This is a genomic window from Mucilaginibacter rigui (genome assembly GCF_014773275.1).
In the GTDB taxonomy this organism is placed as follows: Bacteria; Bacteroidota; Bacteroidia; order Sphingobacteriales; family Sphingobacteriaceae; genus Mucilaginibacter; species Mucilaginibacter rigui_A.
In genome coordinates this window covers 110,763-135,718 of record NZ_JACWMW010000004.1, presented here as the reverse complement: position 1 = coordinate 135,718, position 24,956 = coordinate 110,763, and the positions used below count along the sequence as shown (strand labels likewise).

The 24,956-nt window shown below is 42.8% G+C and carries 19 protein-coding genes and 1 tRNA gene; 7 read left to right on the top strand and 13 right to left on the bottom strand.

The window, feature by feature from the left end:
* Position 1: 1 nt before the first annotated feature.
* The 4 genes from IDJ75_RS17275 to IDJ75_RS17260 are packed head-to-tail and all read right to left on the bottom strand — an operon-like array spanning position 2 to position 7,745.
* Complete coding sequence (locus IDJ75_RS17275; RefSeq protein ID WP_191176902.1) at positions 2 to 1,363, bottom strand: sugar porter family MFS transporter; 1,362 nt, start codon at positions 1,361 to 1,363, stop codon at positions 2 to 4.
* 1 nt (position 1,364) lies between these two features.
* Positions 1,365 to 3,140 carry a class I mannose-6-phosphate isomerase gene (locus IDJ75_RS17270; protein WP_224746652.1) on the bottom strand — a complete coding sequence of 592 codons (1,776 nt, stop codon included), beginning with the start codon at positions 3,138 to 3,140 and terminating at the stop codon, positions 1,365 to 1,367.
* 35 nt (positions 3,141 to 3,175) lie between these two features.
* Entirely contained in the window at positions 3,176 to 4,660 is a 1,485-nt protein-coding gene (locus IDJ75_RS17265) for a RagB/SusD family nutrient uptake outer membrane protein (RefSeq protein WP_191176901.1), read from the bottom strand.
* Positions 4,661 to 4,676: 16 nt separating this feature from the next.
* A complete protein-coding gene (locus tag IDJ75_RS17260; RefSeq protein WP_191176900.1) occupies positions 4,677 to 7,745 on the bottom strand; it encodes a SusC/RagA family TonB-linked outer membrane protein in 3,069 nt (1,022 codons plus the stop codon).
* A gap of 398 nt (positions 7,746 to 8,143) precedes the next feature.
* Between IDJ75_RS17260 and IDJ75_RS17255 the strand changes: the two genes are divergently transcribed.
* A complete protein-coding gene (locus IDJ75_RS17255) occupies positions 8,144 to 8,875 on the top strand; it encodes a GntR family transcriptional regulator (RefSeq protein ID WP_191176899.1) in 732 nt (243 codons plus the stop codon).
* A 291-nt stretch (positions 8,876 to 9,166) separates the two neighbouring features.
* Here the strand turns inward: IDJ75_RS17255 and IDJ75_RS21525 are convergent, their stop codons facing one another.
* The 3 genes from IDJ75_RS21525 to IDJ75_RS17240 form a co-directional block, all read right to left on the bottom strand.
* On the bottom strand, positions 9,167 to 9,544 hold the full coding sequence (locus IDJ75_RS21525) for a phage integrase SAM-like domain-containing protein (protein WP_191176898.1): 378 nt from the start codon (positions 9,542 to 9,544) through the stop codon (positions 9,167 to 9,169).
* Positions 9,538 to 9,888 carry an Arm DNA-binding domain-containing protein gene (locus IDJ75_RS21520; RefSeq protein ID WP_394368115.1) on the bottom strand — a complete coding sequence of 117 codons (351 nt, stop codon included), beginning with the start codon at positions 9,886 to 9,888 and terminating at the stop codon, positions 9,538 to 9,540. Before IDJ75_RS21520 ends, IDJ75_RS21525 begins: the two co-directional genes overlap by 7 nt.
* A 127-nt stretch (positions 9,889 to 10,015) precedes the next feature.
* Positions 10,016 to 10,090: transfer RNA gene (locus IDJ75_RS17240), tRNA-Val, on the bottom strand.
* A 351-nt stretch (positions 10,091 to 10,441) separates the two neighbouring features.
* Here IDJ75_RS17240 and IDJ75_RS17235 point away from each other — a divergent pair.
* On the top strand, positions 10,442 to 12,619 hold the full coding sequence (locus tag IDJ75_RS17235; protein ID WP_191176896.1) for a peptidase domain-containing ABC transporter: 2,178 nt from the start codon (positions 10,442 to 10,444) through the stop codon (positions 12,617 to 12,619).
* A 48-nt stretch (positions 12,620 to 12,667) separates the two neighbouring features.
* Positions 12,668 to 13,966, top strand: a complete 1,299-nt coding sequence (locus tag IDJ75_RS17230) for an HlyD family secretion protein (protein WP_191176895.1) — start codon at positions 12,668 to 12,670, stop codon at positions 13,964 to 13,966.
* Between the two features lie 34 nt (positions 13,967 to 14,000).
* Here the strand turns inward: IDJ75_RS17230 and IDJ75_RS17225 are convergent, their stop codons facing one another.
* Positions 14,001 to 14,312, bottom strand: a complete 312-nt coding sequence (locus tag IDJ75_RS17225) for a hypothetical protein (RefSeq protein WP_191176894.1) — start codon at positions 14,310 to 14,312, stop codon at positions 14,001 to 14,003.
* Positions 14,313 to 14,723: 411 nt separating this feature from the next.
* On the opposite strand from IDJ75_RS17225, the gene IDJ75_RS17220 reads away from it, so the two are divergent.
* Both IDJ75_RS17220 and IDJ75_RS17215 read left to right on the top strand, forming a co-directional pair.
* On the top strand, positions 14,724 to 15,422 hold the full coding sequence (locus IDJ75_RS17220) for a ferritin-like domain-containing protein (RefSeq protein WP_191176893.1): 699 nt from the start codon (positions 14,724 to 14,726) through the stop codon (positions 15,420 to 15,422).
* 12 nt (positions 15,423 to 15,434) lie between these two features.
* The gene (locus IDJ75_RS17215) at positions 15,435 to 16,286 is read left to right on the top strand and encodes a ferritin-like domain-containing protein (RefSeq protein ID WP_191176892.1); all 852 of its coding nucleotides are present in this window, start codon (positions 15,435 to 15,437) and stop codon (positions 16,284 to 16,286) included.
* Positions 16,287 to 16,360: 74 nt separating this feature from the next.
* Here the strand turns inward: IDJ75_RS17215 and IDJ75_RS17210 are convergent, their stop codons facing one another.
* Positions 16,361 to 18,082 (bottom strand): DUF6600 domain-containing protein, encoded by a 1,722-nt coding sequence (locus IDJ75_RS17210; protein WP_191176891.1) that lies wholly within the window; start codon positions 18,080 to 18,082, stop codon positions 16,361 to 16,363.
* 184 nt (positions 18,083 to 18,266) lie between these two features.
* Between IDJ75_RS17210 and IDJ75_RS17205 the strand changes: the two genes are divergently transcribed.
* On the top strand, positions 18,267 to 19,229 hold the full coding sequence (locus IDJ75_RS17205) for an isopenicillin N synthase family dioxygenase (RefSeq protein ID WP_191176890.1): 963 nt from the start codon (positions 18,267 to 18,269) through the stop codon (positions 19,227 to 19,229).
* Positions 19,230 to 19,309: 80 nt separating this feature from the next.
* Here IDJ75_RS17205 and IDJ75_RS17200 read toward each other — a convergent pair whose 3' ends face one another.
* Both IDJ75_RS17200 and IDJ75_RS17195 read right to left on the bottom strand, forming a co-directional pair.
* Positions 19,310 to 19,477, bottom strand: a complete 168-nt coding sequence (locus IDJ75_RS17200) for a hypothetical protein (protein ID WP_191176889.1) — start codon at positions 19,475 to 19,477, stop codon at positions 19,310 to 19,312.
* Positions 19,478 to 19,485: 8 nt separating this feature from the next.
* Entirely contained in the window at positions 19,486 to 19,767 is a 282-nt protein-coding gene (locus IDJ75_RS17195) for an ATP-dependent Clp protease adaptor ClpS (RefSeq protein WP_191176888.1), read from the bottom strand.
* A gap of 140 nt (positions 19,768 to 19,907) precedes the next feature.
* Between IDJ75_RS17195 and IDJ75_RS17190 the strand changes: the two genes are divergently transcribed.
* Positions 19,908 to 20,738 (top strand): hypothetical protein, encoded by an 831-nt coding sequence (locus IDJ75_RS17190; protein ID WP_191176887.1) that lies wholly within the window; start codon positions 19,908 to 19,910, stop codon positions 20,736 to 20,738.
* A 48-nt stretch (positions 20,739 to 20,786) separates the two neighbouring features.
* On the opposite strand, the gene IDJ75_RS21415 is transcribed toward IDJ75_RS17190, so the two are convergent.
* Both IDJ75_RS21415 and IDJ75_RS17180 read right to left on the bottom strand, forming a co-directional pair.
* Positions 20,787 to 22,061, bottom strand: coding sequence for a TonB-dependent receptor plug domain-containing protein (locus IDJ75_RS21415; protein ID WP_191176886.1), 1,275 nt, complete (start codon positions 22,059 to 22,061; stop codon positions 20,787 to 20,789).
* Positions 22,062 to 22,251: 190 nt separating this feature from the next.
* The gene (locus IDJ75_RS17180) at positions 22,252 to 24,945 is read right to left on the bottom strand and encodes a carboxypeptidase regulatory-like domain-containing protein (protein WP_191176885.1); all 2,694 of its coding nucleotides are present in this window, start codon (positions 24,943 to 24,945) and stop codon (positions 22,252 to 22,254) included.
* Positions 24,946 to 24,956 lie beyond the last annotated feature (11 nt).

Here is a 24,956-nt window from a genome sequence, read left to right as displayed (position 1 = left end):
GTTATTTATTTGTGCTCCACATTTGTTCAATTTCTTCCAGGCTTTTCCCTTTAGTTTCGGGCACTACTTTCCATACAAACAGGAAAGCTATAATGGACATGAGCATAAATATCCAAAAGGTATAAGCGTTGCCAATTGATTGTAATAGAACCGGGAATGTTTGCGACACCAGGTAAACTGCCGCCCACAAAAAGAATATACATATCGACATAGCTATTCCACGCAATCTGTTTGGGAAGATCTCTGCAATTATCACAAATGTTAATGGCCCAAGCGATACGGCAAAAAACGCGATGTAGGCCAGTATGGTGATCAAAACAAGCCAGCCCTGCACCATATTGAAATAGAAAGCCGCACCGGTAAGCGCTAAACAAACAGACATGCCCGCCGCCCCCGCCAACAATAGGGATTTCCGGCCGGAACGATCTACATACTTGATAGCTACGAAAGTAAAAACCAGGTTTACAAGGCCTACCAGTATAGTTTGTAAAAGGGCTGAATTAGATCCGTCGCCGGTAGATTTGAATATTTCGGGGGCATAATACATGATAGCGTTAATGCCCGTTACTTGTGAAAATATGGCTAATACTACACCAATAACCAGGGCCTTCCTTAGGCCGGGTTTAAAAAGCTCAGTTATAGCGCCTGATTCTTCCAACAGGATAGACCTATCAATACTTTCCTGCTCAATAATTGCTTTTTGCTGTCCGTTTATGCGGGTTAGTATGGCTAATGATTCATCTGTTTTGCCATGTTCAGATAACCAGCGCGGACTTTCAGGAACGAAGATGAGCAGTACAAGAAATATACCTGATGGTAACAAACCCGAGCCAAACATCCAGCGCCAACCTACAGCTATATTCCAGGCTTCGTCATATAAACCGGCGATGGCCGCATTAACAAAATAGATAAGTAAAATACCTGTAACAATACCAAGTTGATTAATAGATACCAGTTTGCCGCGGATATCAGCAGGCGCAATTTCTGCAATATACATAGGGGCCAGCATCGATGCTATCCCGATGCCTAAGCCACCGATTATCCTGAAAAAAACAAATGCATTAATACTGTCAAAAAGTGTTATACCTAATGAGGAAACGGCAAAAAGGATAGCGGAAAGGATCAGTATTTTTTTTCGCCCCGCCCAATCGCTTAGCGAGCCGGCAAACATAGCCCCTACAATACAGCCAATTAAAGCGCAGGAGGCTATCCAGCCCATCATAACCGGTGAAAGCTGAAACTTGGTCTGTAAGAAACCTATCGCGCCGGCAATAACAGCGGTGTCATAACCAAAAAGTAAACCACCTATGGCTGCAACCAGGGTTATTCTGTAAACAAACCACTTTGAAAGGTTATTTTCCATATTAATTTATGCGGTAATTTTTAAGGTTATTGGTCCGTACAGATGCTTTAATGGTAGCACATTGCTTACCTGACGATTCGCCATGCGGCGTAATAGTATAAGCGCCAACCGCGGCGGGCACTATAAAAGTTTCGGCATAATGAATTATAAATGGTTCAAACGCGTTTAACGGGCTTTCTACGATCGCTTCCCGTCCTTCAATTAAGTTCAACACGTTTACTACGCCATGGGTATTATGCTGTACTGTTTTTGTAAACCAGTGCCTGCGGGTTTCAATAAACGAGGTGGTGCTTAAACCGGTACGTTCCTCTCGCCAGCCATCACCTTCAGTAATAGGTTCAAATTTATTAACCAGGTTCTCCTTGGTCCATTCGGTTGTTCTTTGCCATTGGATCACGTTTTTACCATGCGCTATTGATATTGGCCTTGGCTTACCATCAAGCCCCATACGGCCCCAATCCCAAAGCTTAAAAGTAAAAATATATGGCGTAGCGCTGATCTCGAGTACAACGCTGTTAGCGCCGGAGCAATGTACCGTGCCCGCCGGGATCAATATATGGTCGTGTTTTTTAATAGGCCATTTTTCAACATATTGTTCCGCTTCAAACGGGCCATTTCCAGCCTGGGCGCTTTCCAGCCCGGCTATCATTTTTTCCGGAACAATATTTTCTTTCAAACCGAGGTAAACAAAGGCGTCGTCCGCAGCCTCTAAAAAATAATAGCTTTCGTCCTGCGTATACCCCATCCCAAATTTTTCGCGGATATATTCCATTAACGGATGCACCTGTAAACTCAGGTTACCTCCCTGCATGGTATCCAAAAAATCGAACCTTATTGGGAATTCATCGCCAAATGCCCGGTAAACTTTTTCGCCCAGTAATTCCTGCGGATGATCAAATACAAGGTTTATAGACGGCAGTTCAAATACATCATTTTTAAACTGTATCAGCAAGCTATTTTCCTCGGGTACACAATCAAAACCCCATGCAAAATTCTTTTCGGAGCGGTCCAGGTCAAACTCTTCTTTTAACCACTGGCCTCCCCACGGCCCCGGGTCAAAGAAAGGAACCACACGGAATGGCTGTTGAACTGCGCTTGCCAATGCCTGGTTAATAGCTGCTGCAGTAGCCAATTTGGGTTCATCTGCCTTAGTTGTGTCTAACCAAAAATCAATCTTATTTTTTAAAGCCTTTTTTTGCCGGTCGCATACGCGCCAATCAACAAAAAACGCCCGTTTGTATAAATAAGAAAAACTGGCGCTATTATTACTAACACCTAAATTTGGTACCGCCTGCTTCCTGAAACGCAGCTGAATTTCCCAGCGTGGCATATCAGCATAAATTAACAATGCCGGCTGTTCAGCAATAAGTGACGCGCCTGCTCCTATTACCAATACAAGATTATTAGGAGAACTCTCAATAGCGCTAATTAACCGCGCCACCTTTTCAGCATCAAAAAAATCTTTTAGCGCCAGTGGGGTTATGTAACCAAAAACGGGGTCGTCGGTTACATAAGGATATACCATTTTGTTAATTTCCTCCTCGCTCTTAAATGCGGTGGCGGTATCTATAATATGGGCTTGCTTTATAGTATCTAACAACCCGTTTCGTATCTCACTGGTGTTTACACCAGGATAGCATTCAATTGCAATAACAGGTTTGCCCTGCACTGTTGAAGCCGCCGCTAATATCTCCTGCGCAATGGTATCCCAGCCGGTTATACATTCATTTAACTGGGCCTTTATAACCGGAAACTTATCGTAGTTTGAACTTTTCAAAATAATTGTATCTATTTAATTTGATATATTAAGTATTAGTAACCCGCATTTTGCGGAAGGTTAGGATTTACGTCCCTTTCTGTTTGTGGTATAGGAAATAAGTAATTTTTGGCAGATGGCACCACACCCGGTTTTGCTATAGGCACCAGTTTCTCAAGCGTTCCGGTACGCGCAAGATCAAACCAGCGCTGGCCTTCGGCAACAAATTCCCATTTTCTCTCCTGTAATACCGCAGCCCTGAATTCATCTTTGGTAAGGCTGCTATAGTCAGGAAGGATATTTAAATAAGCGGTTCCGTTGAAGCGGGCCCTTTTCCTAACCATGTTGATATATTTATAAGCATCGGCAGAATTGCCCAATTCATTACTTGCTTCGGCATACATTAGCAGCACATCGGCATAGCGGATAACCGGGTAATCGTTCGCGCTTCCGTTTCCGGCAGGCTCGGCAACCCTGTCCCAGTATTTTTGTATATATGGCCTGATGGTTTTGGTAGTGCCGTTGGTATTGTGGATCTCCGTAATAAATGTTGTTGATCTTCTCCTGTCATCCTGATCATAGCTGTTGTATAATGGCAGTGTAGGAAACTGCCATCCCTGGGCATTTTGTACACCTTCTACGCTCAGGTCGCTTGGTAAAAGCCTTACATTGAACTGCCCTACTTCCCAAAATGAAATCGACCCGCCACCATCACCGAAACCCACAGAAAAAATGGCTTCTTTGCCGTTCCGGCTAGATAGTTTAAATACATCTGCATAATCATCCCAAAGGCTGTATTGGTTTGAATTGATAACTTCTTTCGCCTTGGCAGCACATTTAGCCCAATCCTTACGGGTTAAATATACTTTAGCCAAAATGGCTTTAGCCGCCCCACTTGTCGCCCTGCCTAAACCGTTTCCAGCCGTATAACTTGCAGGAAGGTTTTCAGCCGCTGTTAAATCAGTTAGCACCTGGGTGTATATAGCATCAACAGAAGCAGCGCTGGGTTTCAATACATCATTTTCAACAATAACAAGCGGCACACTGCCAAACATCCGCACCAGGTCGAAATACAGCAGGCCCCTTAAAAAATGCGCCTCGTTTAACAAGCGTTGTTTTAAAGTTTCATCCATTGCAATAGCAGGGATGCGGGCAATAGCTATATTAGCTATTGTTATAGCCTTGTAATGCGTGCTCCATATATCCTGTAAAGTTGAATTTTGAGGCCCGTAGGTAAAAGTAGCCAGCTGATCGAAATTCGGAGAAGCCAATTGATTATTGCTTAACTCATCTGATGCGAGGCCCGCGGCTACCCAAAATGAGCTATGATAAACCCCCGCAGTTGTGCCTGTACTGGTTGAGTTTAAGTAACCATAAATAGAGTTCACAGCCGATATGGCATCGCCGCTGGTTTTGTAGTAATTAGTTTCTGTTACAAGATTTTTAGGATCTTCCATCAAAAATTTTTTGCAAGCGGTAAGCGAGCATGAAGCAACGCAAAGTAAAGCGATGATCAATTTATATTTTGAGAACATTTTCATAACTGATTTTTTATAATTAAAAGCCTACGTTTAATCCAACTATATATGTTTTAGCCATTGGGTAGCCGCCACTGTCAATACCCACAACAGTTGTGCTTTGTCCGTAAGTATTAGCCTCCGGGTCATAACCGCTGTAGTTGGTTAGCGTCCATAAGTTGCTTGCAGTTACATAAAGCCTTAAATTTTTAACTTTAATTTTATTTAACAGGGCTGATGAAAAGTTATAAGCAAGTGAAAGGCTTTTTAAACGCAGGTAAGACGCGTCTTCAACAATTGCTGAAGAATACACACCAGCATCTAAACTACCACTTGCCAGTGCACGGGGGTATTTATTATTAGGGTTGGCCGGTGTCCAGCGATTTAAGCCCGCTTCTGCCAAAACGTTGTTTTGCCCCGTAAAGTTCAGCAGATCAAGATTGTTCAGGTTGGCCATTTTATTACCCTGCGATCCCTGGAAGAAGAAGCTTAAACCAAAATTCTTGTAGTTTATATTATTTCCAAACCCCCAGGTAAACTTAGGCTGGGCACTGCCCAGCAGTGTGCGGTCTTTTTCATCAATAACATGGTCGTTATTAACGTCCCTGTATTTCCGGTCACCAGCCTTTGCACGTGATGCGGGATTAGAAGAGTTGGCTTCCTGGCCTTTTAAAACCGCGCTTGAAGCTGCTTCAGCATCTGTTTGAAAAATGCCGTCAAATATATAGCCATAGAACGTGCCTATAGGCTGCCCTACTCTTAACAGGCTTCCACCCGCTAATTGTATATCGGTATCGCTGTTAAGGTTGGTAACCTTATTACGGTTTATTGAGATGTTAATTGATGAGTTCCAGCTAAACTTCCCTGTTGTATTAACGGTCCTTAAATCAAAGTCAAAACCCTTGTTAACTATGTTACCTACATTTAATAGGGTTGAACTAAACCCAGTAGTTGTAGGAATGGGTGTTGCCAACAACAGGTCGAATGTTTTTTTCTCATAATAGTCTGCAGTTAGCGATATCCTATCGTTAAAAAAAGAAGCATCTACCCCCAGGTCAAGTTGCCTGGTGCTCTCCCATTTCAGGTTTTTATTTACGTAAGTAAGCGGTTCATTACCAGAATACACTTCGCTGCCATTACCGCTGTTAAAAACACCCTGCCCATAAGGGCCTATTAAGGCAAGTGACTGGTAAGGCGCAATAGATTGGTTACCAATAAGGCCATAACTGGCCCTAAACTTTAAATTAGATATAGCTCTGATGTTTTTGATAAACTCTTCTTCAGACAATCGCCATGCAAATGCAGCTGATGGGAAAAAGCCATACTGTTTCCCCTGGGCGAATTTTGATGAACCATCTACTCGTCCCGTTAAGGTAAACAAGTACTTATTCATTAAGGTATAATTAGCACGGGCAAGGTAGGATATCATGCTCCATTTCGATTCGTTGTTTACCGGCTTCTGCGGATTAAGTGCTGCACCTAAGTTATGATAGCCGGTACGGTTATCCGGAAAATCAAAAGCATAAGCTAATAAGCTTTCATTTTGAAATTGCTGTAGTGTATAACCGGCAAGCAGGTTAAACGTATGGTCTTTATTAATTTGCTTGTTATAAGTAAGTGTATTTTCATTTAACCAGGTCATACCCTCTACCGTACTAATCGAAGCTTCTCCCTTACTTGCCTGCGTCCTTTTCAGGAAGTTAGGGCCAAAAGAATTTTCCTTGTCCGAAAATGCATCGATTCCAAAAGTGGTTTTAAACTCCAAGCCATCAGCTATTTTATACCTGGCATAAACGTTTCCTAATACGCGCGATACTACACCATATGAATTGTATTCTTTTGCATCTGCTATAGGGTTACCTAATATTTTGCCCCTGTCGTTTTCAAAGGTATAGCCGCCATTAACACCGCTGTTATAAACGGGTAATACCGGGTTAAATAACAAGGCGGCGGTTGTTACACCGGGCACAATAGGCCCTGCGTTGGTCAACACACCCGATGATGATACGCGTGAGTAAGTGATACTGTTACCAACGGTTAAACGTGAACTTAGATCACGATCAAGGTTGGCCCGAAAAGAATAACGCTTAAAATCTGAATTAACGATAATACCATCCTGGGTAAAGTATCCACCGGAGATATTATATTTTGTTTTATCATCTCCGCCACTAAACGATAACTGGTAGCTGGCCATAGGTGCGGTACGGTATAGTTCATTTTGCCAGTTAGTGCCTTCGCCTAAATTTTTAGGATTAACGTATACAGGGGTTTGGTTGGCATTGAGTTTTGCCTCATTTACAAAATCGGCATACTGGGCCGCGTTTAGTACATCCAGTTTGTTCGAGATTCGTTGTAAACCGTAATAACTTTCAAACATAACCGAACCGGTACCCGTCTTGCCGCGTTTTGTGGTGATCAGCACAACACCGTTTGCCCCCCGCGAACCATAGATGGCGGTAGATGATGCATCCTTTAATATTTCAATAGATTCGATATCACTGGGGTTAATGGAAGATAATGGGCTGATACGCGGGCCCAGGTTTACACCAGTGCTTACATCGCCGCCATCGCTATTTACCAGCATACCGTCAATTACATACAAGGGCTCGTTACCTGCATTAATAGAACTGGTCCCCCTTATCCGAATAGATGTTTCGGCGCCGGGCTTTCCTGACGTTTGCGTAACCTGAACGCCTGCCGCCCTTCCCTGTAAAGCCTGGTCAAACGTGGTAGCCGGTACCGCCTTTAACTCATCGGCTTTTACAGAAGCAACTGATCCGGTGAGGTCACTTTTGCGTGTAGTGCCGTAGCCAATTACCACCACCTGCGATAATTCTTTGCTGCCAGAAGTTAACACCACATCAACTGTTGGCGTGGTAACCAATACTTCCTTTGTTGTAAAACCAATGTAACTAAATATCAAAGTTCCGCCCTCGTCGGGCAAATTAATGCTATACTTTCCATTAACATCGGTTACGGTAACAGCAGATGTACCTTTAACCTTTACGCTGACCCCGGGTAATGTGCTGCCATCATCCGCTGTTACCGTCCCCTTTATGATACGTTCAAAGCGGGAGTAATGGGTTATTTTACTTTCGGCTGATCCCATTGCCGGCATTTGGGTAATACTAACTGCCAGAACAGCAAGTATTGTAAAAAAATGTTTTTTGGCTACCATCTTCTCTTATTGCTTATATAATTAATTTTAGAATGTATGTACATAGTACAACAATGCCATACTCGTTTATATTGGTTAATTGTTATTCAGGAAAAAAGCAAGACGCTTTAGGTTATAATATGTACAAACATAGTAACATGATTTATAAATCAAAACTAATTGTTGACATTTTTTAAAAAAACTTGAATTAAATACATAAACAATTGATTATAAGTATTATAAATTACTTTGAACAACTACACAAAAAAAATTAGCTCTTAAATAAAGCAATAATAAGTACGTACAAACTTTGGATTTGATAAAATTTATACCTTTGTTTGCTAAACATTATGCGATACAGAATTGACCATTCAAGCCCTATTCCCCTGCATGCGCAGGCAGAATCCCTGCTCAGGCAAATAATAATCGACCCTGTATATCAGGATGGAAAATTTCTTCCAAACGAAATTGAACTTGCTAAACAACTGGCCATATCACGTACAACTTTAAGACAAGCGTTAAATAAATTGGTGTTTGAGGGGTTACTTATTCGGAAGAAAGGCGTAGGCACCAAAGTTGCCGACCTGTCTTTAAGCTCAAAATCAATGAACTGGTTAAGCTTTTCGCAGGAGATGAAAGCCAGAGGGATCACTATAAAAAATTTCGAGCTGCATTTAAGCTGGGAATTTCCCGAAGAAAAAGTCGCAAACTTTTTTGAGATAAAAACAGACAAGAAAATATTAAAGCTTGAACGTGTAAGAGGGCGTATTGAAGGCCCCTTTGTATATTTTGTATCTTACTTCCACCCACGCATTGGCCTTACCGGCGAAGAAGATTTCACCAAACCCTTATACGAAACGCTGGAAACACAATATTCGGTTATAGCGCAATTATCCAAGGAAGAGATAAGTGCCCTGGCAGCTACAAAATTCATAGCTAATAAACTGGATATTGAACCCGGAAGCCCGGTACTATTCCGCAAAAGGTTTGTTTATGACCAGGGTGACCGCCCAATTGAATACAATTTGGGATTTTACAAGTCAGATGGGTTTGTATATACCGTCGAAAGCCGCCGAGAATAGAAGTTGTAATCAAGTCGCACAATGACTTTGTTCGATCTTAACATATTTTAACCGGGAGCGGAAGATTCGTCCGGTGCCTTTTGTTGCGCTATAGTGCTTCGCAGGAGCTTTTTCCCTTGATATCTGTACTTGATCCTTGATAATGATTAAGTATTTCATTAGTCAACGGCAGCAGCTTTATTTTAAGTTCCTTGCCTGTCTTCCTACGCTTATAGGTTAAATAACCTTTTCGTATGTTCTCCGGTTTGAGATATGCCAAATCTGTGAATGACGCGCCTCTTAGTGCAAAGCTTAAAAGGAATAGCTTCTTGCTTTCCACTCTTGGGAATTAACTTTTAAATTCAGCTTCGTAATACAAATTTGTTCATCAACAGTAATCGCACGTTTAGCAGTTCGCTCTGTCTTTACGGTTATATCCAGGAATGGATAATGTGACCGATTAATAAGTTTTTCCTTTATGGCTTTATTATATATGGCCCTTAGGGTTCTAAAGTAATTACTTATTGAGTTTGCTTTAAGTCCTGACTTTATAAGGCTGTTCCGAAACCCATCAAGAAATTGATAAGTGATTTCATTAAACAATAAGTTGGGTGTGTTGGCATAGGTAACAACCTTGTTAATCGCTGTACGATAAATTATAGCATTTCCGGCTTTATTTATCCCTAACATATTTCTACAAGCTGCTCTCCGTATGCCTTGAAAGTGGTTTTTTTAATAGAACTGACAGACGTTGTTTCATTGCTCAGTGCTGCTTTCAAATGCTCAAAAGAAAAACTCTCGTCGTTTATTAACTTGTATGCCTCATTCTGTATTTTGCTATAAAACTCACTTATTGTTTTATTATAAGGTTGGGCATCGCGGTGACTCCCTTTAATAGATAAAGAACTACTATCCCACATAGTGCTTTTTACCCTAATGCCTGTATTAAAAGTAGTATTGTTGCGATTGTGTGTTACCCTAACTACAACGGGGTAAATGTCATCTGACTTTTGCCTCTTATCGTTAAGAAGCACTTTAAAGTAAACCAATTTTTGGAGTTTATGGTTACCCGATGTACTAACAACGAACTAACATTAAAGGGAATTAACCTTTTAAGTCAGGTATCAAACAAAAAAAGCCTTACATTTCTGTAAGGCTTTGTGGGAGTTACTGGGTTCGAACCAGTGACCCTCTGCTTGTAAGGCAGATGCTCTGAACCAGCTGAGCTAAACTCCCTTCGTTTTGGGACTGCAAATATAGAAATTGCGATCAATTGTTCAAAAAATAATTTAAAATTATTTTTAACAGATAGATAAACAGCCTATTATAATTCGGCTAATGACCTATCATTACATTACGGGGCCTCTTTTAACAAAAAAGCTATAGCATTTAGCGTGTAAAATATGGGGATTAGCAAAATATTGACTTTTTCACCAAGCCGAGTGCTTCGTGATAATATTGTTATAACGCACCTTTAAAACCACGTATAATTACGTGATTTTAAAATACCTTTAGGTTTATTGCCCCAAGGGGTATATATTTAACTACTACAACAATAACCTATGTTTATCTTTTTTAAATAGCCTGATGGGATTCCCTTATTATAAACAACCCGATCAAATGGACTGCGGCCCAACATGCCTACGCATGGTTGCTAAACATTTTGGCCGCAATTTTAAAGTACAAACTTTAAGGCAGCTTTGCGAGATAAATCGCGAAGGGGTATCCTTATTGGGGATTAGCGATGCATCCGAAAAAATAGGCTTCAGGTCATTGGGTGCTAAGCTTACTATAGATAACTTAAAAGAGGCCGAATTACCCTGTATTTTACACTGGCGCCAAAACCACTTTGTGGTGCTTTACAAAATAAAGAAAGGCAAATACTACATTGCCGACCCCGGCAGCGGGTTGGTAACTTTAACCGAGGCCGAATTTGCCAAGAACTGGCTGGCCGACACCACCAACGGCGAGGGCATCGCTTTACTGCTAAGCGCCACTCCTTACTTTTACGAACAGGAGGATGAGAAAGGCACCGAAATAAGCTGGAGTTTTTTACTGCGCTACCTGGTTACTTATCGGCAACTGGTAATACAACTACTTTTCGGTTTGGGCATAGGTACCCTACTGCAATTGGTTGCGCCATTTTTAACACAATCTGTAGTTGATATTGGTATAAACACCCGCAACCTAAACTTTGTATATATTGTAATTATTGCACAGGCGGCACTTATTATTGGCAGGGTTAGTGTCGAATTTATACGCTCATGGATACTGCTCCACATCAGCACCCGGGTAAACATTTCCATCCTAACCGATTTTTTGATCAAGCTGATGAAATTACCCATGAGTTTTTTCGATACCAAAATGACGGGCGATATTATGCAGCGCATGAGCGACCAGCGCCGTATCGAGTCTTTTTTAACAGGCTCTACCCTAAGCACCCTGTTTTCGATGTTTAACCTCCTTGTATTTTCTGTAGTATTGGCTTACTATAATATCGCTATATTTTTTGTGTACGTTGTAAGCAGCGTGCTATACATGGGGTGGATCTTCGCCTTTTTAAAACGCCGGCGCGATCTTAATTATAAAAGCTTCGAGATCTCCTCCAAAAACCAAAGCAGCATTGTGCAGCTGGTAAGTGGCATGCAGGAGATAAAACTGAATAACTGCGAGCAGCAAAAACGCTGGGAATGGGAACACCTGCAAGCCCGGTTGTTTAAATTTAACGTTAAAAACCTGGCGTTAAGCCAATACCAGCAAGGGGGCTCAACCTTTATTAATGAGTCTACTAACCTGCTTATAACCTTTTTAAGTGCTAAAGCTGTTATAGATGGGCAGCTTAGCCTGGGCGGGATGATAGCGGTACAATATATCATTGGGCAGCTAAATGGGCCAATACAACAATTCCTGGGCTTTATACAGGGATTTCAGGACGCCAAGATCAGCCTGGAACGCCTCAACGAGATCCACGAAATGGCTGATGAAGAACCAATAGATAAAGAATATAACCATACCCTGCCCCAAAACCGTGGTTTAAGTTTAAATAACCTCACCTTCCGTTACCCGGGTGCCGGGAATGACCCGGTTCTTGAAAACATAAACCTCGAAATCCCGCAGGGGAAAACCACCGCTATAGTGGGTATGAGCGGCAGCGGTAAAACTACCATATTAAAACTGTTGCTCAGGTTTTACGAGCCCGAGAAAGGCGATATTAAAATAGGCAGCCAATCGCTTGCTAACATCGGGTTTAAAACGTGGCGCAGCCACTGTGGTGTTGTTATGCAGGATGGATTTATCTTTTCAGATTCGATAGAACGCAACATATCAGTAGGTGATGATTATCCCGACAAAGATAAACTAAGCCATGCTATCCATGTTGCCAACATACAGGACTTTATTGACGGACTGCCACTGGGCTTAAAAACCAAGATAGGGGCCGAAGGTAACGGTATAAGCCAGGGCCAGCGGCAACGCCTTTTAATAGCCCGGGCGGTTTATAAAAACCCCGAGTATATTTTATTTGACGAGGCCACCAATGCCCTTGATGCCAATAACGAACGCGTGATAATGGATAACATGAAAGAATTTTTTACAGGCCGCACAGTGGTTATTGTGGCTCATCGGCTAAGTACTGTAAGCCATGCCGATAATATTATTTTACTTGACAAGGGCCGCATTATTGAGCAAGGCACCCACCTGGAACTTACCGCGTTAAAAGGCGATTATTATAAACTGGTAAAAAATCAACTGGAATTAGGGGCTTAATGCCATACTGAAACTTAATTGCTTCACCTAAAAATTTAGAACAAAAACATGCCAAATACTATAACAGAATTAAACCAGCAAGCCAGGCATAGTGATGACATGCAGGATATTATAACTGCGGTGCCGTCATGGCTGCTTCGTTGGGGCATTACACTGTTTTTTAGCATATTAGTGTTGCTGTTAAGCTTATCAGCATTTATAAAATACCCCGATATTGTAAAATCGCAGTTAAAAATATCTTCGCCAAACGTAGCTAAACCTATTGTGCCTAAAATAAACGGCAGGTTAGATAAGCTGCTGGTTACCAACAACCAAACCGTTGTGGCAGGGCAACCCTTAGCTTATATAGAAAGCACAGCCAATCATGCTGAAGTGCTATCGCTATTAACAGGGCTAAAAAAACTGCATGATCAGATGCTGGCAGGCAATTTACTTGATAAAGCATTTTTTAATAAAGCAAATGATAATGAGCTTGGAGAGTTGCAGGCAGCATATCAAACATTCATCCAGTCGTATATTAATTACAGTGCCTCTGTCGAGAACGGTTTCCTGGTAAAAAAACGGACCTATTTATTGCAGGATGTTGACGCACTTAGTAAACAGACCAACCAGCTACGGGCCGAAAAAAAACTACAGCAAAGGGATGCGGACCTGGCCGAAGAAGAGTATAACATGCATAAAAAGCTCGAAAAGCAAAAAGTAGAAACCCCTGCCGAGTTAAGGCAGCAGGAAAGTAAATATATTGCCCGCAAAGCGCCATTATTGCAAACCGATGCATCCCTAATTACGGCACACACCAATTTATTGGCCAAGCAAAAAGAGATTCTTGAACTTGATAACCAGGTTACTGAAGAAAAAGATAAGTTTTCGCAGGCACTTAACAGCCTCATAAGCCAGGCCGAAGACTGGAAAAATAAATATGTATTAATTGCATCAGAAGCAGGCAGAGTAACTTTTGCAGGTAATGTGCAGGAAAACCAGGTTGTATCACCAAATCAGGATGTGTTTTATATCAACACCGGTAATGAAAAGTTTTTTGGAGAGATGAACATCCCACAGGATAATTTGGGTAAAGTAAAACAAGGGCAGCAGGTACTGGTAAAACTAAGGAGCTACCGTTTTGAAGAATTTGGTATGATGAAAGGAACTATCTCATACATATCTGATGTACCACTTAAGGATAGCATTTTCACGTCGAGGGTAGTGTTTACCTCAAAAACATCCGACATGAAAAAACCTGTAAACCTAAAACAGGGGATGATAGCTGATGCCGAAATAATAACCGAAGATGCAACCATTTTGCAACGGTTAACACGCAATATTATAAAGGCTATAAATACCAACTAATAACTTTTATAGTCTGCTCTAAAATCGGTTGCTATTACATGGCTATATTCTGGCTTCCGCGCGGGTCTTCAGGTAAAATTTCCATCTCGGGGAAATCTATATATTCGGCATACCACTGTATTGCACCCACAACATCAAGGGCATCATCTGCCGTAATATTAATGGTTTCAAAAACGTACAGCTTATCATGCGCATATCCATATAGTTGTATTTCACTGTCGCTTGGGCTAAAGCGGTCTTCGCTTAAGCAAAAAACCCTGATCTTTAAATCAGTATCCCTGGAGTGTATTACATCCCTGCAGGGGTTATTAGGGTCGGTAGCCAATAAATACACATTGTAATCCATAATACTGTAACATTGTTATTTATAATAAGTTTCTAAAAATTACATAGTTCGTTACAAAGGGTATTTGTAAACCAAGCTTTTATACAAGGGGATTTTTTTTTCTACAGTGTGAGAACCTATTTCTACACAATAAAAACAGCGGATTACATAAATACGCATTTTGAACGCGTAATGGTAGTTTCTAAAACAGGCATTGCATTTGTATACATGTTAATAACCCTTCTCAAAGGGAGTTTTTCATAGGTAGATGTAGGGCCGAAATACTGCGAGAGTTTTTCGGCCTTTTTTGTGCAATAAACTTTCTCACTCCAATTTGCTATAAAGGATAATTTTTAAAATCTGAGTTAAAACATTGTGCGTAAGTGAATGTAATAGATTATACAAAAATCATCTACTAAAAACAAACTAACTATGAAAACAGAAATTAACCCCATCACAGGCGGGGCAAATATGGCCAGAAGGTCGTTCTTGCGCTATGCCGGTGCAAGTGCGGCGGCTGTAGCGGTAATGGGCACTGCGGCTTCATGCTCAAAAAACGATCCCATTTTTATAACCCCAGGCGGCGGAACGGATATAGGCTCCGGCGATCCGGGCATATTGAATTTTGCCTACGCCCTTGAGCAATTAGAGGCAGCTTTTTATTTACAGGTTGTGGCTACTCCATACAGCGGCATAAGCAGTATTGAAACCGCCTATCTGACAGATATTCGCGATCATGAAGTTTTGCACCGCGATTTTTTCAAGGCTGCATTGGGTTCTAAGGCGATTGGCACTCTCACAACAGATTTTTCTACTATTAACTTCTCTGACCGTACCAGCGTACTCAACGCTGCTAAATTGTTAGAGGACACTGGTGTGCAGGCTTATGATGGTGCAGGCTATTTAATTAAAGATGCCGGTTACTTAACTATTGCCGGTAAAATTGTATCAGTTGAAGCACGCCACGCGGCTTTAATTTCTAACTTAATTACTCCTGGTAGTTTTGTTGGCAGCGACCAGGTAGACGGAGACGGATTAAATAAATCTGCCACCATTGCCGAAGTGCTTGCAGGTGCTAATGGTTTCCTTAAAACCAAGGTTAGCGCAGTTAATTATAATTATAAACCATAATTAAACATCGCCATGAATTTATTTAACATAATAGACGAAATAGAAAAAGTTGACCCGGAAATACACGAAAGGTTAAACCCCCGCCGTGCCGCAATCAAAAATATAACCAGCTTTGGTTCAAAAGTAGCCGTTGCTGCCATGCCATTTGCCTTGGGTACCTTATTTAAAAAAGCCTATGGCCAGGCATCATCATCTGTAGTTGAGGTTTTAAACTTTGCTTTAACCTTAGAGCATCTGGAAGCTGCATTCTATAATGCAGGTGCAGCAAAAACAGGTTTAATACCCGCAGGTGATACCAGTTACCTAAACCTTATTAAAAGGGATGAAAATGCACACGTTAACTTTCTAACAACTGTTATTACATCGCTTAATGGCACTCCTGTAGGCCCCGCAACTTATGACTTTACCGGTGGTAACAATAAAGGTAACGGCCCTTTTCAGGATGTGCTTTCAAACTATGCAACATTTTTGGCCGTGGCACAAGTACTTGAAGATACAGGAGTGCGTGCTTACAAAGGCCAGGCCCCTAATCTGATAGGTAATAAGGACATCCTGACCCCGGCATTATCAATACACGCGGTTGAGGCAAGGCATGCATCTGCCATACGTAAACTGCGTCATGATTTAGGGCACGATGCCAACATCAAGCCATATATTGTAAGTACTGCTACACTTGGTAATGATACAGGAGTAGCAGCAGCAAATAACAATTATAAAGGTGAAGAAAATGTAACCCAGGGTGGTGTAAACTTAGTTTCAGCACTTAAAGCAAGCGTGGGTGTTGCTACTGCATCATTTGACGAACCGTTAACTAAAGACGAAGTTGTTGCCTTAGTTATTGGATCATTTATTGTAACTGACTAACACTGTTACAATTAAACAAAAAGAGCGAACGGTATAATACCGTTCGCTCTTTTTGTTTAAGAAAATCATATATCTTAATTACGCACCGGGCGCCCTGATGGCGCCGCAGCCGGTTGTGCCTGTTGCTGGCGCTGTTGTTCGCGGGCCTCCTGTTGTTGCTGACGCTGCCGCTCCTGCTGCTGGCGTTGTTGTTCACGGGCTTGCTGTTGTTGCTGGCGTTGCTGCTCCTGTTGCTGGCGTTGTTGTTCACGTGCTTGCTGCTGTTGCTGGCGTTGCTGCTCCTGTTGCTGCTGGCGCGCTTGCTCTTGCTGCTGGCGCACCTGCTCTCTTGCTTGCTGTTGTTGTTGCTGGCGCATTTGCTCCTGCTGCTGGCGCTGTTGTTCTACCTGCTGGCGTTGCTGCTCTTGTGCTTGTTGCTGTTGTTCTTTTACCTGCTGTTGCTGTTGGCGCACCTGCTCTCTTGCTTGCTGTTGTTGTTGTTGGCGCATTTGCTCCTGCTGCTGGCGCTGCTGTTCTACCTGCTGGCGTTGCTGTTCAAGCTGCCTTGTATTATCGGTAACAGCAGGCCTGTTAGCGCGTTGTTGCTCCCTTGCCTGTTTTTGTTGCTCGATTTGCTGCTGGCGCATTTGTTGTTGCTGCCGTTGTTGCTCAAGCTGTTGTTTTTGTTGCCCGGTTTGCTGTTGCGCGCCTTGTTGCTGCTCCATTACTTGTCTTTGTTGTTCACGGGTTTGCTGCTGCTGGCGTACCCGCTGTTGTTGTACGGCGCCTTGCTGCCTGTCAATAGCACGTTGCTGTTGCTGTGCATCGCCGGCAACTGCAGGACTTGCAGGGCGGCTATTATTTGCTGGGGCAGTAGCGGGCCTTGGGTTATTATTATTTATACGCACTACCTTTGTACCAGGGTTAATGTTCCTGGCGGCTGCGGCAAGCCTGGCTGCGTTAGCAGCATTATATACGGTCCCTTTTTGGCGGTCCCTGCTGCCAATACGCTGTGCCGGGTTTTGCTCTTTATAAGCTGCACCATCTACCACGCGCGCCGGGCGTGCATTTGTATTTGGCCTAACTGCCGGCCTGTAAATATTAATATTGTTATTATTTACGGTTATACGCGATGGCCTGCTTACATTATTGATATTATAAACACGTACAGGGCGTTTGGTATATCGTTGTATCTCATCCCGGTGCGGGCCGGTTATATAGGTGCGGTTATTATAGGTATACCGGTTCCTTATCCATGTAGTATTACGGATAATGTTCCTCACCCGGGTACGCGGCACATAATAATTATAAATATTAGTATAGTTTATATAAGCATAGGGTGCAAACACCCAGTAATCATTAGGTACACTGTAATTATCACCGAATGACATATCTATACTTACGCCCGGTTCCATAGGTGCCCAGCCATAATAGCCACCGCCGTTCCTCCAGCTAACCCATGCAGGGGCCCATTCATTTCCGGGAACCCACTCCCATCCGTAATAGTTATCAAAATGCCACCTGCCGTAATGGAAGGTTGCCCACCCCCAGGGGTAATCAGATACCCATGTATTCCCATAGGTGGTCATTGCCCAGTAGCCACGGGTGGCATAGGGCCTAAAATCCTCTTCTACGTCAGGTATCCAAACGTTACCGTATTGCGGGTCGTAGATCCATGTACCGTAAGGCTGTAGTTCGTCGTAAAACTCCTGATCGGATATATATTCGCCCTCCTGGGCCATTGTTTTATGGGGTGCCGATATGATCAGCAGAAAAGCTACTAAGGCTATTCCCCATATTTTTTTTAAACTTTTCATAATACTTAGTATAATTGGTTTGGTTGTTTGTATGGTATATTGACTTGCTTTACCCACAAACGTTTAACCCTGTAATTGTTTTATGCCCATTGTCATAAAACAATTACAGTATAACACATATTTATTAATGCAACCAGGTATCTGAGCAAATTTTTAGATAATTTTGGCTTTTAATATTCAAACTATGAGTACAGTAAACATCCCTCGTCTTGATCTTAATACTTATATAAATGGCACAGCCGAAGAGCGTAAAGCTTTCTCGGACAGCATTGGCAAAGCTTTTAATGAAACAGGTTTTGTAACTATAACCAACCATGGCCTTAGTAAAGAATTAATGGATAAACTTTATACCCAGGTAAAGGCGCTTTTTGCTTTACCTGAGGAAGTAAAAGATAAATATGAGATACCCGGCCTGGCTGGCCAGCGTGGTTACACGGGTAAAAATAAAGAAACCGCCAAGGGTTTTAAAGTGCCCGATCTGAAAGAGTTTTGGCAAATAGGCCAAACCGTAACCGATAGCGACCCGATAAAAGAAACCTACCCTGATAATATTGTAGTTGAAGAGCTGCCCGAGTTTAACACTACTACATTAGAGGTTTATAAAAAGCTGGAAGCCGCCGGCACACATTTATTACGCGCCATATCCGTTTACTTAGGCCTTCCCGAAAATTATTTTGACGATAAGGTACATAACGGTAATTCTATATTGCGTACCCTGCATTACTTCCCTATTGAAAACCCGGATGCATTGCCTGATGATGCAGTACGCGCCGGTGCCCATGAGGATATAAACCTGATAACCCTGTTAATAGGCGCAAGTGCCGATGGGCTGGAACTGCTTACCCGCGATAATACCTGGTTCCCGGTTACTGCCTTTGGCGAAGACCTGGTAGTTAACGTAGGCGATATGCTGCAGCGTTTAACAAACAACAAGCTAAAATCTACCACGCACAGGGTGGTTAACCCACCGCGAGAGCAAATGAAGAACTCGCGCTTTTCGGTACCATTCTTTTTGCATCCAAAAACAACTATGGACCTTACAAGCCTGCCATCAACCATTGATGAGCAACACCCTAAGCTATATACCGATATTACCGCCGGCGAGTATCTTGATGAGCGCTTACGCGAAATAGGTTTAAAAAAATAGATCAAAACAAAAAGGCTCCCAACAATTTTTTGGGAGCCTTTTTTATGCCAATAACCAGTTTATTCCGATTTATTTAAATCTTAATTATTATCTTCTTCCTGATTTTTAAGGTTATTCTTCGCCGCACGTGCATCAAGCGCCACACCAATGGCAATACCTATGGCTGTACCAATTGCAATATTATGCGTAGCTACACCAATTGCTACACCCACAGCCAAAAATATGGTTAAGTTTTTTTGATTTCTCAAGATGTGTGTTACTCAACACTAACGGTTAAGCCTTCCTGCTGTAATATTTTGCGGTAAACCTCCATTTCGGTAAAAGAGCCTTCCAATACCGGGCACTTACCTTCGTTATGCACTTTCCAGGCAATTTTTTCGGCCTGCCCCTCGGTATAATCCAGGTACTTCATCATGCAATGGATAACATGCTCAAAAGTATTATGGTCATCATTCCATAAAATAAGGCGGTGCATTTCTTTAAGCCCGGCCATTAGTTCTTCAAAGGTGAGTGTCTGTTCCTGTACTTCGGTTGGCATATGTATCAGCAAATTTACTCAAAAACAGTAATAAATGTATTAAAATGGTGTTTATCATTCTATAAAAATTACACGCAATACACTTATCCTTAATAAAATCACACAAAATGAAATGTAGCCCCCTACTGCTTCCTGTTATAATGTTAGCTATATCGGCTAATGTTAACGCCCAGTCAAAACAACATCAAAGCCTTTTACAACCGCCTGCAAACCTTGTTATTGATGGCAACCTTACCGACTGGGGCGATAGCCTGCGATACCGTAACGAAGAAAAAAATATTAAATACACCCTGGCAAATGATAAAGAGAACCTGTATGCAGCCATCCGCATTAACGACAGGCTGGAGCAGGCACGCGTATTAAATGCCGGCATTACCATTAGTATTGATACCCACGGCAAAAAGAAGGAAACCTTTAGCATGACCTTCCCGCTGCGTTACCCCGGCACCCCGGCACCAGCCTTTGCAGGCTTTAAAGAGGATGGCAATGGCGAAATAACCAAAGAGGAGCGCGAAGAACTTACACGTGAGCGCATCACAACGCTGCGAAGCATAAAAATGACCGGCTTTAAGGATATTGAGAACGAGATGATAACCACATCAAACACCTATGGCATTAAAGCAGCTATTGATTATGATGCCGATGGCAACCTGGTTTATGAAGCGGCCATCCCCTTAAAGTTTTTCCATGCAGATGATATTGCAAAAAACGACTGGGCCTTTAATTTCAAGATCAATGGCATGCAAAAACCTGATCGCAGCGCCCAAAGCGGCGATATACAGGGTGGCCGTGGTGGTATGGGTAGCCGTGGCGGCATGGGCGGCGGTGGAGGCCGCGGTGGTATGGGTGGCGGCGGAAGAGGTGGCCGTAGTGGCGGCATGGGCCGTGGCGGCAATAGCAGTAGTGCCGACCGCAGCGAGATATTTAAATCAATTGATTTTTGGGAAAAATTCTCGTTAAGTCAAAAATAAAACACTATCAACAGTCAAAGTTCGCCGGGCGACTTTTGACTGTTGACTTTACTCCACCTTGTACCTAAACACCTGCCGGCCAATACTACCTTCGCTGCTGATGCCTTCAACAACCACGCGATATGTGCCTGTACTGCCTGCATTAGCAAACTCAACTGATGCTTTACCATCATTAGTTACTACGTTTGGTTGCCAAAAAATGGTTGTGCGTAAATCGGCAAGTGTATGGTTTGTGTTAGCATCATAAAGCGGCGAATAAAACACACGCGCAGTATACACCCCTTTAGGCTTATAACGGATAACACCCTTTTCAATACGCTGCGGCGCATCCGCACTTGCTTTAGTAAGCTCGCGCCCGGTAGTAAGCGTACGCCTGGTAGTTACAAATATTACCCCGTTGCCACTACCAAAGCCATATATACTAACTTTACCCCCGCGTATCACCTCAACTCCCTCTACATCGTTACTGTTTAACCTCGACAAAACCATTCCTTCCGGATCGGGAATCCCATCTACAATAGTAAGCATAGGTCTGTCTGTACGGTTAGAATAAGGCTTCCCCCCTTTAAATGAAACCCCGGCAACGCGCCCCTGCAAGCAATCAACAAAGTATCTGCAGCCACTACCAATATCTTTACCCGTTAAAACCTGGTCAGTTAAATCGGGGTGTGTATTTGCGGAGTATTTAACAGTTTTAAACTTATCTTTTATAACAACCTCTTTTAACTTTATAGCGTGGTTGCCAAGGCCAAATTTCATTTGTTCGGCAAATAGCTGTTTGCTACTTTTCTCGTACGCCGTTTTGTTTTCAGCTATGTTTACTATATTAAAATCAGCCGCGTTTTTATACCTTGCGACTGACGGCTCCTCCTGATGCGGATCCATTTTTATAATGGCATCCTTATTGAATTTATCTCCCCGCGCATATATGAAAAAACTGCTGCTATCGGGATATACAATTTCATCAAATTTAAAATGCCCGTTTTCGTCGGTTAGTGCATCGACATTGTTTAGCGCGTTTTCATAGTCAACCAATTCAACTTTACAGTTTGCTAACGGTTTGCCTTTTTTGGAAAAGACCGTACCCGATATATTAAACGCTGTTTGGTGCGGGTATTTATCTGCTACTGTTGCACCGCTCAATACACTCTTCCATTCAAAACGGCGGTAACCCTGGGTAAGCATCAGCGCATCCAGGTCGGCGCGGGTTTTCTCGCTTACATTATTGAAATAATAAGCTGGCTGTTCAACATACCCTTTAATGTCTGATGTTAACAACAGACTGGCCATAATATTATTTTCCAGGTTTTCATCAACCGGCACCTTACTCTCGTCAATTACCGATACCGACAGGTTACTTTCAGCTGGTTCGTCCCCGTTATCTGTGGCTTTACTTTGGTAAGTATATCATCATCGTTATTAAAGCTATAAAAAACAACAACACTGATCACAAAAAGCAACGCGATTCCTAAACGTTTAAAGGCCATAATTAATAAAGCAGATGTGTGTAGCGCTAATTTAATACTTTGTATCGCAATACTTGCCTGCCAATATTGCCTTCGCTATCAATACCTTCAATCACTACACGGTAAGTGCCGGGGCTACCCGCATTAAAATATTCAACAGATGCTTTACCGCCCGGGGTTACAACATCGGGCTTCCAGAAAACGGTGGTGCGCAGGTCGGCAATTTTTTGATTGGTTTTAGCATCGTATTTGGGTGAGTAGAATATACGCGATTTATAAATACCCTTTGGATGGTAAGGTACTATGCCCCTGCCAAACTGCTGCGGATAGTAGGTTGGTTCATCACCGCGTTTGGTTGTAATAACCAATACGCCATTAGCACCGCGGCCACCATAAATACCCGCTGTACCTATGTTACGCAACACTTCAATAGATTGCACATCGTTTATGTTTAAGCTGTTCATAAACGCAGCATCAGAGTACATCCCATCAATCACTACAAGCATACGGCCGCCGCCACGTGTAGTAACCGGTACGCCATTGTTAAATAGCACACCAAGCAATCGCCCCTGCAAGCAATCGGACAATCGTACACAGCCATAATTCACCAGGTCTTTACTCAGCAAAACCTGGTCGGCATTACCCGGGCCATTTAAATTTGCCGAGTGTTTTAATGCGATGCGCTTTTCCCTTATCAATACTTCCCTTAGGCTGATTACATGATTCCCCTGGCCTGCTTTTATTTGCTCAAAGTACAATTGCTTGCTGTTTTGGGCATATATGGTAACAGCGCTGCCCGTATTTGAAGCAAAGTCTGCAATGTTTTTATAATTGGATGCAGAAGGTGGGGGCACGGTATCCATTTTTATCACAACATCCCTTTTGTTTTTTGCGTTACGCGCCTGGATCACAAATTTCAGACTATCGGCATATATAACATCTGTAAACGCAAAGCGGCCGTTTGGGTCGGTTACCGTATCAACCTTTAACAAGCCATCATCAAAATTTATCAGTTCCACCTTGCCATTGGCAACCGGCGCGCCCGATGGTGTAGTTACCCTGCCCGAAATAGTAAAACTTTTTTGTACCGCGTATTGATTAGGCGATGGCGTATCATTCAACACATTCTTCCACTCAAACCGGTGGTAGCCCTGGGTAAGCATTAAAACGTCCAGGTCGGCGTGCGCTTCTTCGCTTCCGTTAAAATAATAAGCGGGTTGCTCTATATACCCTTTTAGATCTGACGAGAGCAGCAGGTTGGCAAAAATATTGTTTTCAGTATTTTCATCAATCGGCACTTTGCTTTCGTCTGTTACTGCTATGGAGAAACTACCTACTACAGGCTTATCCCCGTTATCCCTGGCATCAATATTAAGTTTAACCTTCTGCCTTGGCGCGTAGCTTTGGTTATCGGCGGTTACCAATAAGTTTAATTTATCTTCCGGGTTTTGGATAAATACCAAACGCTCGTTCAGCGGCTCGCCCGATTCTGAGAACAGCGTAAACTGCGCTATCCCCGAAGGGAACTTATTTTTAGGAACAATGGTAGAAAATGTATCGCCCGATGTACTCTTAGCCGAATAGTACACCTTGCCGGCACTTTGCCCAACCAACACAAACCGGCCTGTTGTACCTTTTGCCGCTGCGATGGCTATCCGCAGCTGGCTTTTCCCTTGTTCAATAACCCTTAAAACATAGCCCTTATCGGCAGCTTTTGGAAGCGCTACCGATGCTTTTGAGCCATCAGGATAACTCATATTTGCCTTATAAGCATCGCCGCTTTCTGGTGTAAAATCAAACGCGCCCATCCCTAAATGTGAGGTGGCAATCTGTGCTACCTCTTCGCCTTTACTGTTGGTTACTGTGCCTTTAATAGCTATGCCCAGGCCATCGGTGCCAATGGCTTTAAAAGCCATCCTGGCCGGGAACCCATTTATCATATTACCGCCCTCGGCAAAAAACTGCACGTCGGCATAACCCGCCATGGTATGTATAGGTATACTTTTGTGTACCGTGCCGTCTCCTGTACCGGCTATACCGGTAACAATCCGGCCTTGTTTTAATAAAACGGCATTGTCGGCAGGTAAATTAATATGCAGGTTGCCTTTGGCATCAGTAACGCCCCTGCCTTTGGCCACAACCGTATTATTCAGCATAACCGAATAGCTTACCGCATTGCCGGAGTACGCTGTACCGCTGGCATCGGCATAATTAATATCGGCGCTTACTACATCTCGCCCGTTTTGGGTGGTGGTGGTAAATGTTGTTTTTGTAAAAACCTTATTGGTAATAACATTCCCAATACTGATGGCCTTATCGAAAATATAATCGCTGCCGGCATTTAACATATATTGAGTGTATGCCCTTATACGGTAATTTCCCTCGTGCAGGGTATCGGGCAGGGCGAAATCGCCGTAGGCAAGGCCGTTATGCAGTTGTAGTTTCAGGTTTTGTTTAATGGAATCCTGCTCGTCTATCAGTTCAACATTTAAGATGCCGCTATCGGGCTGCAGGCGATGTAAGGGGCCGGTAATTACATAGGCTTTAAACCAGATATCGTCGCCGGCGGTGTAGTATGGCTTATCAAAGTGCAGGTGTACCTTTTCTACGGGGTTACTGTCTGTCCATTTATCCAGTTGGCGCTGTACACGCGCAATAATATCATCATCAGAATTAAAACTGTATACCCCGATAACCCCAATGGCTAATAACAGCCCCGCTATAAAACGTTTGTATGCCATAATTTACAGGT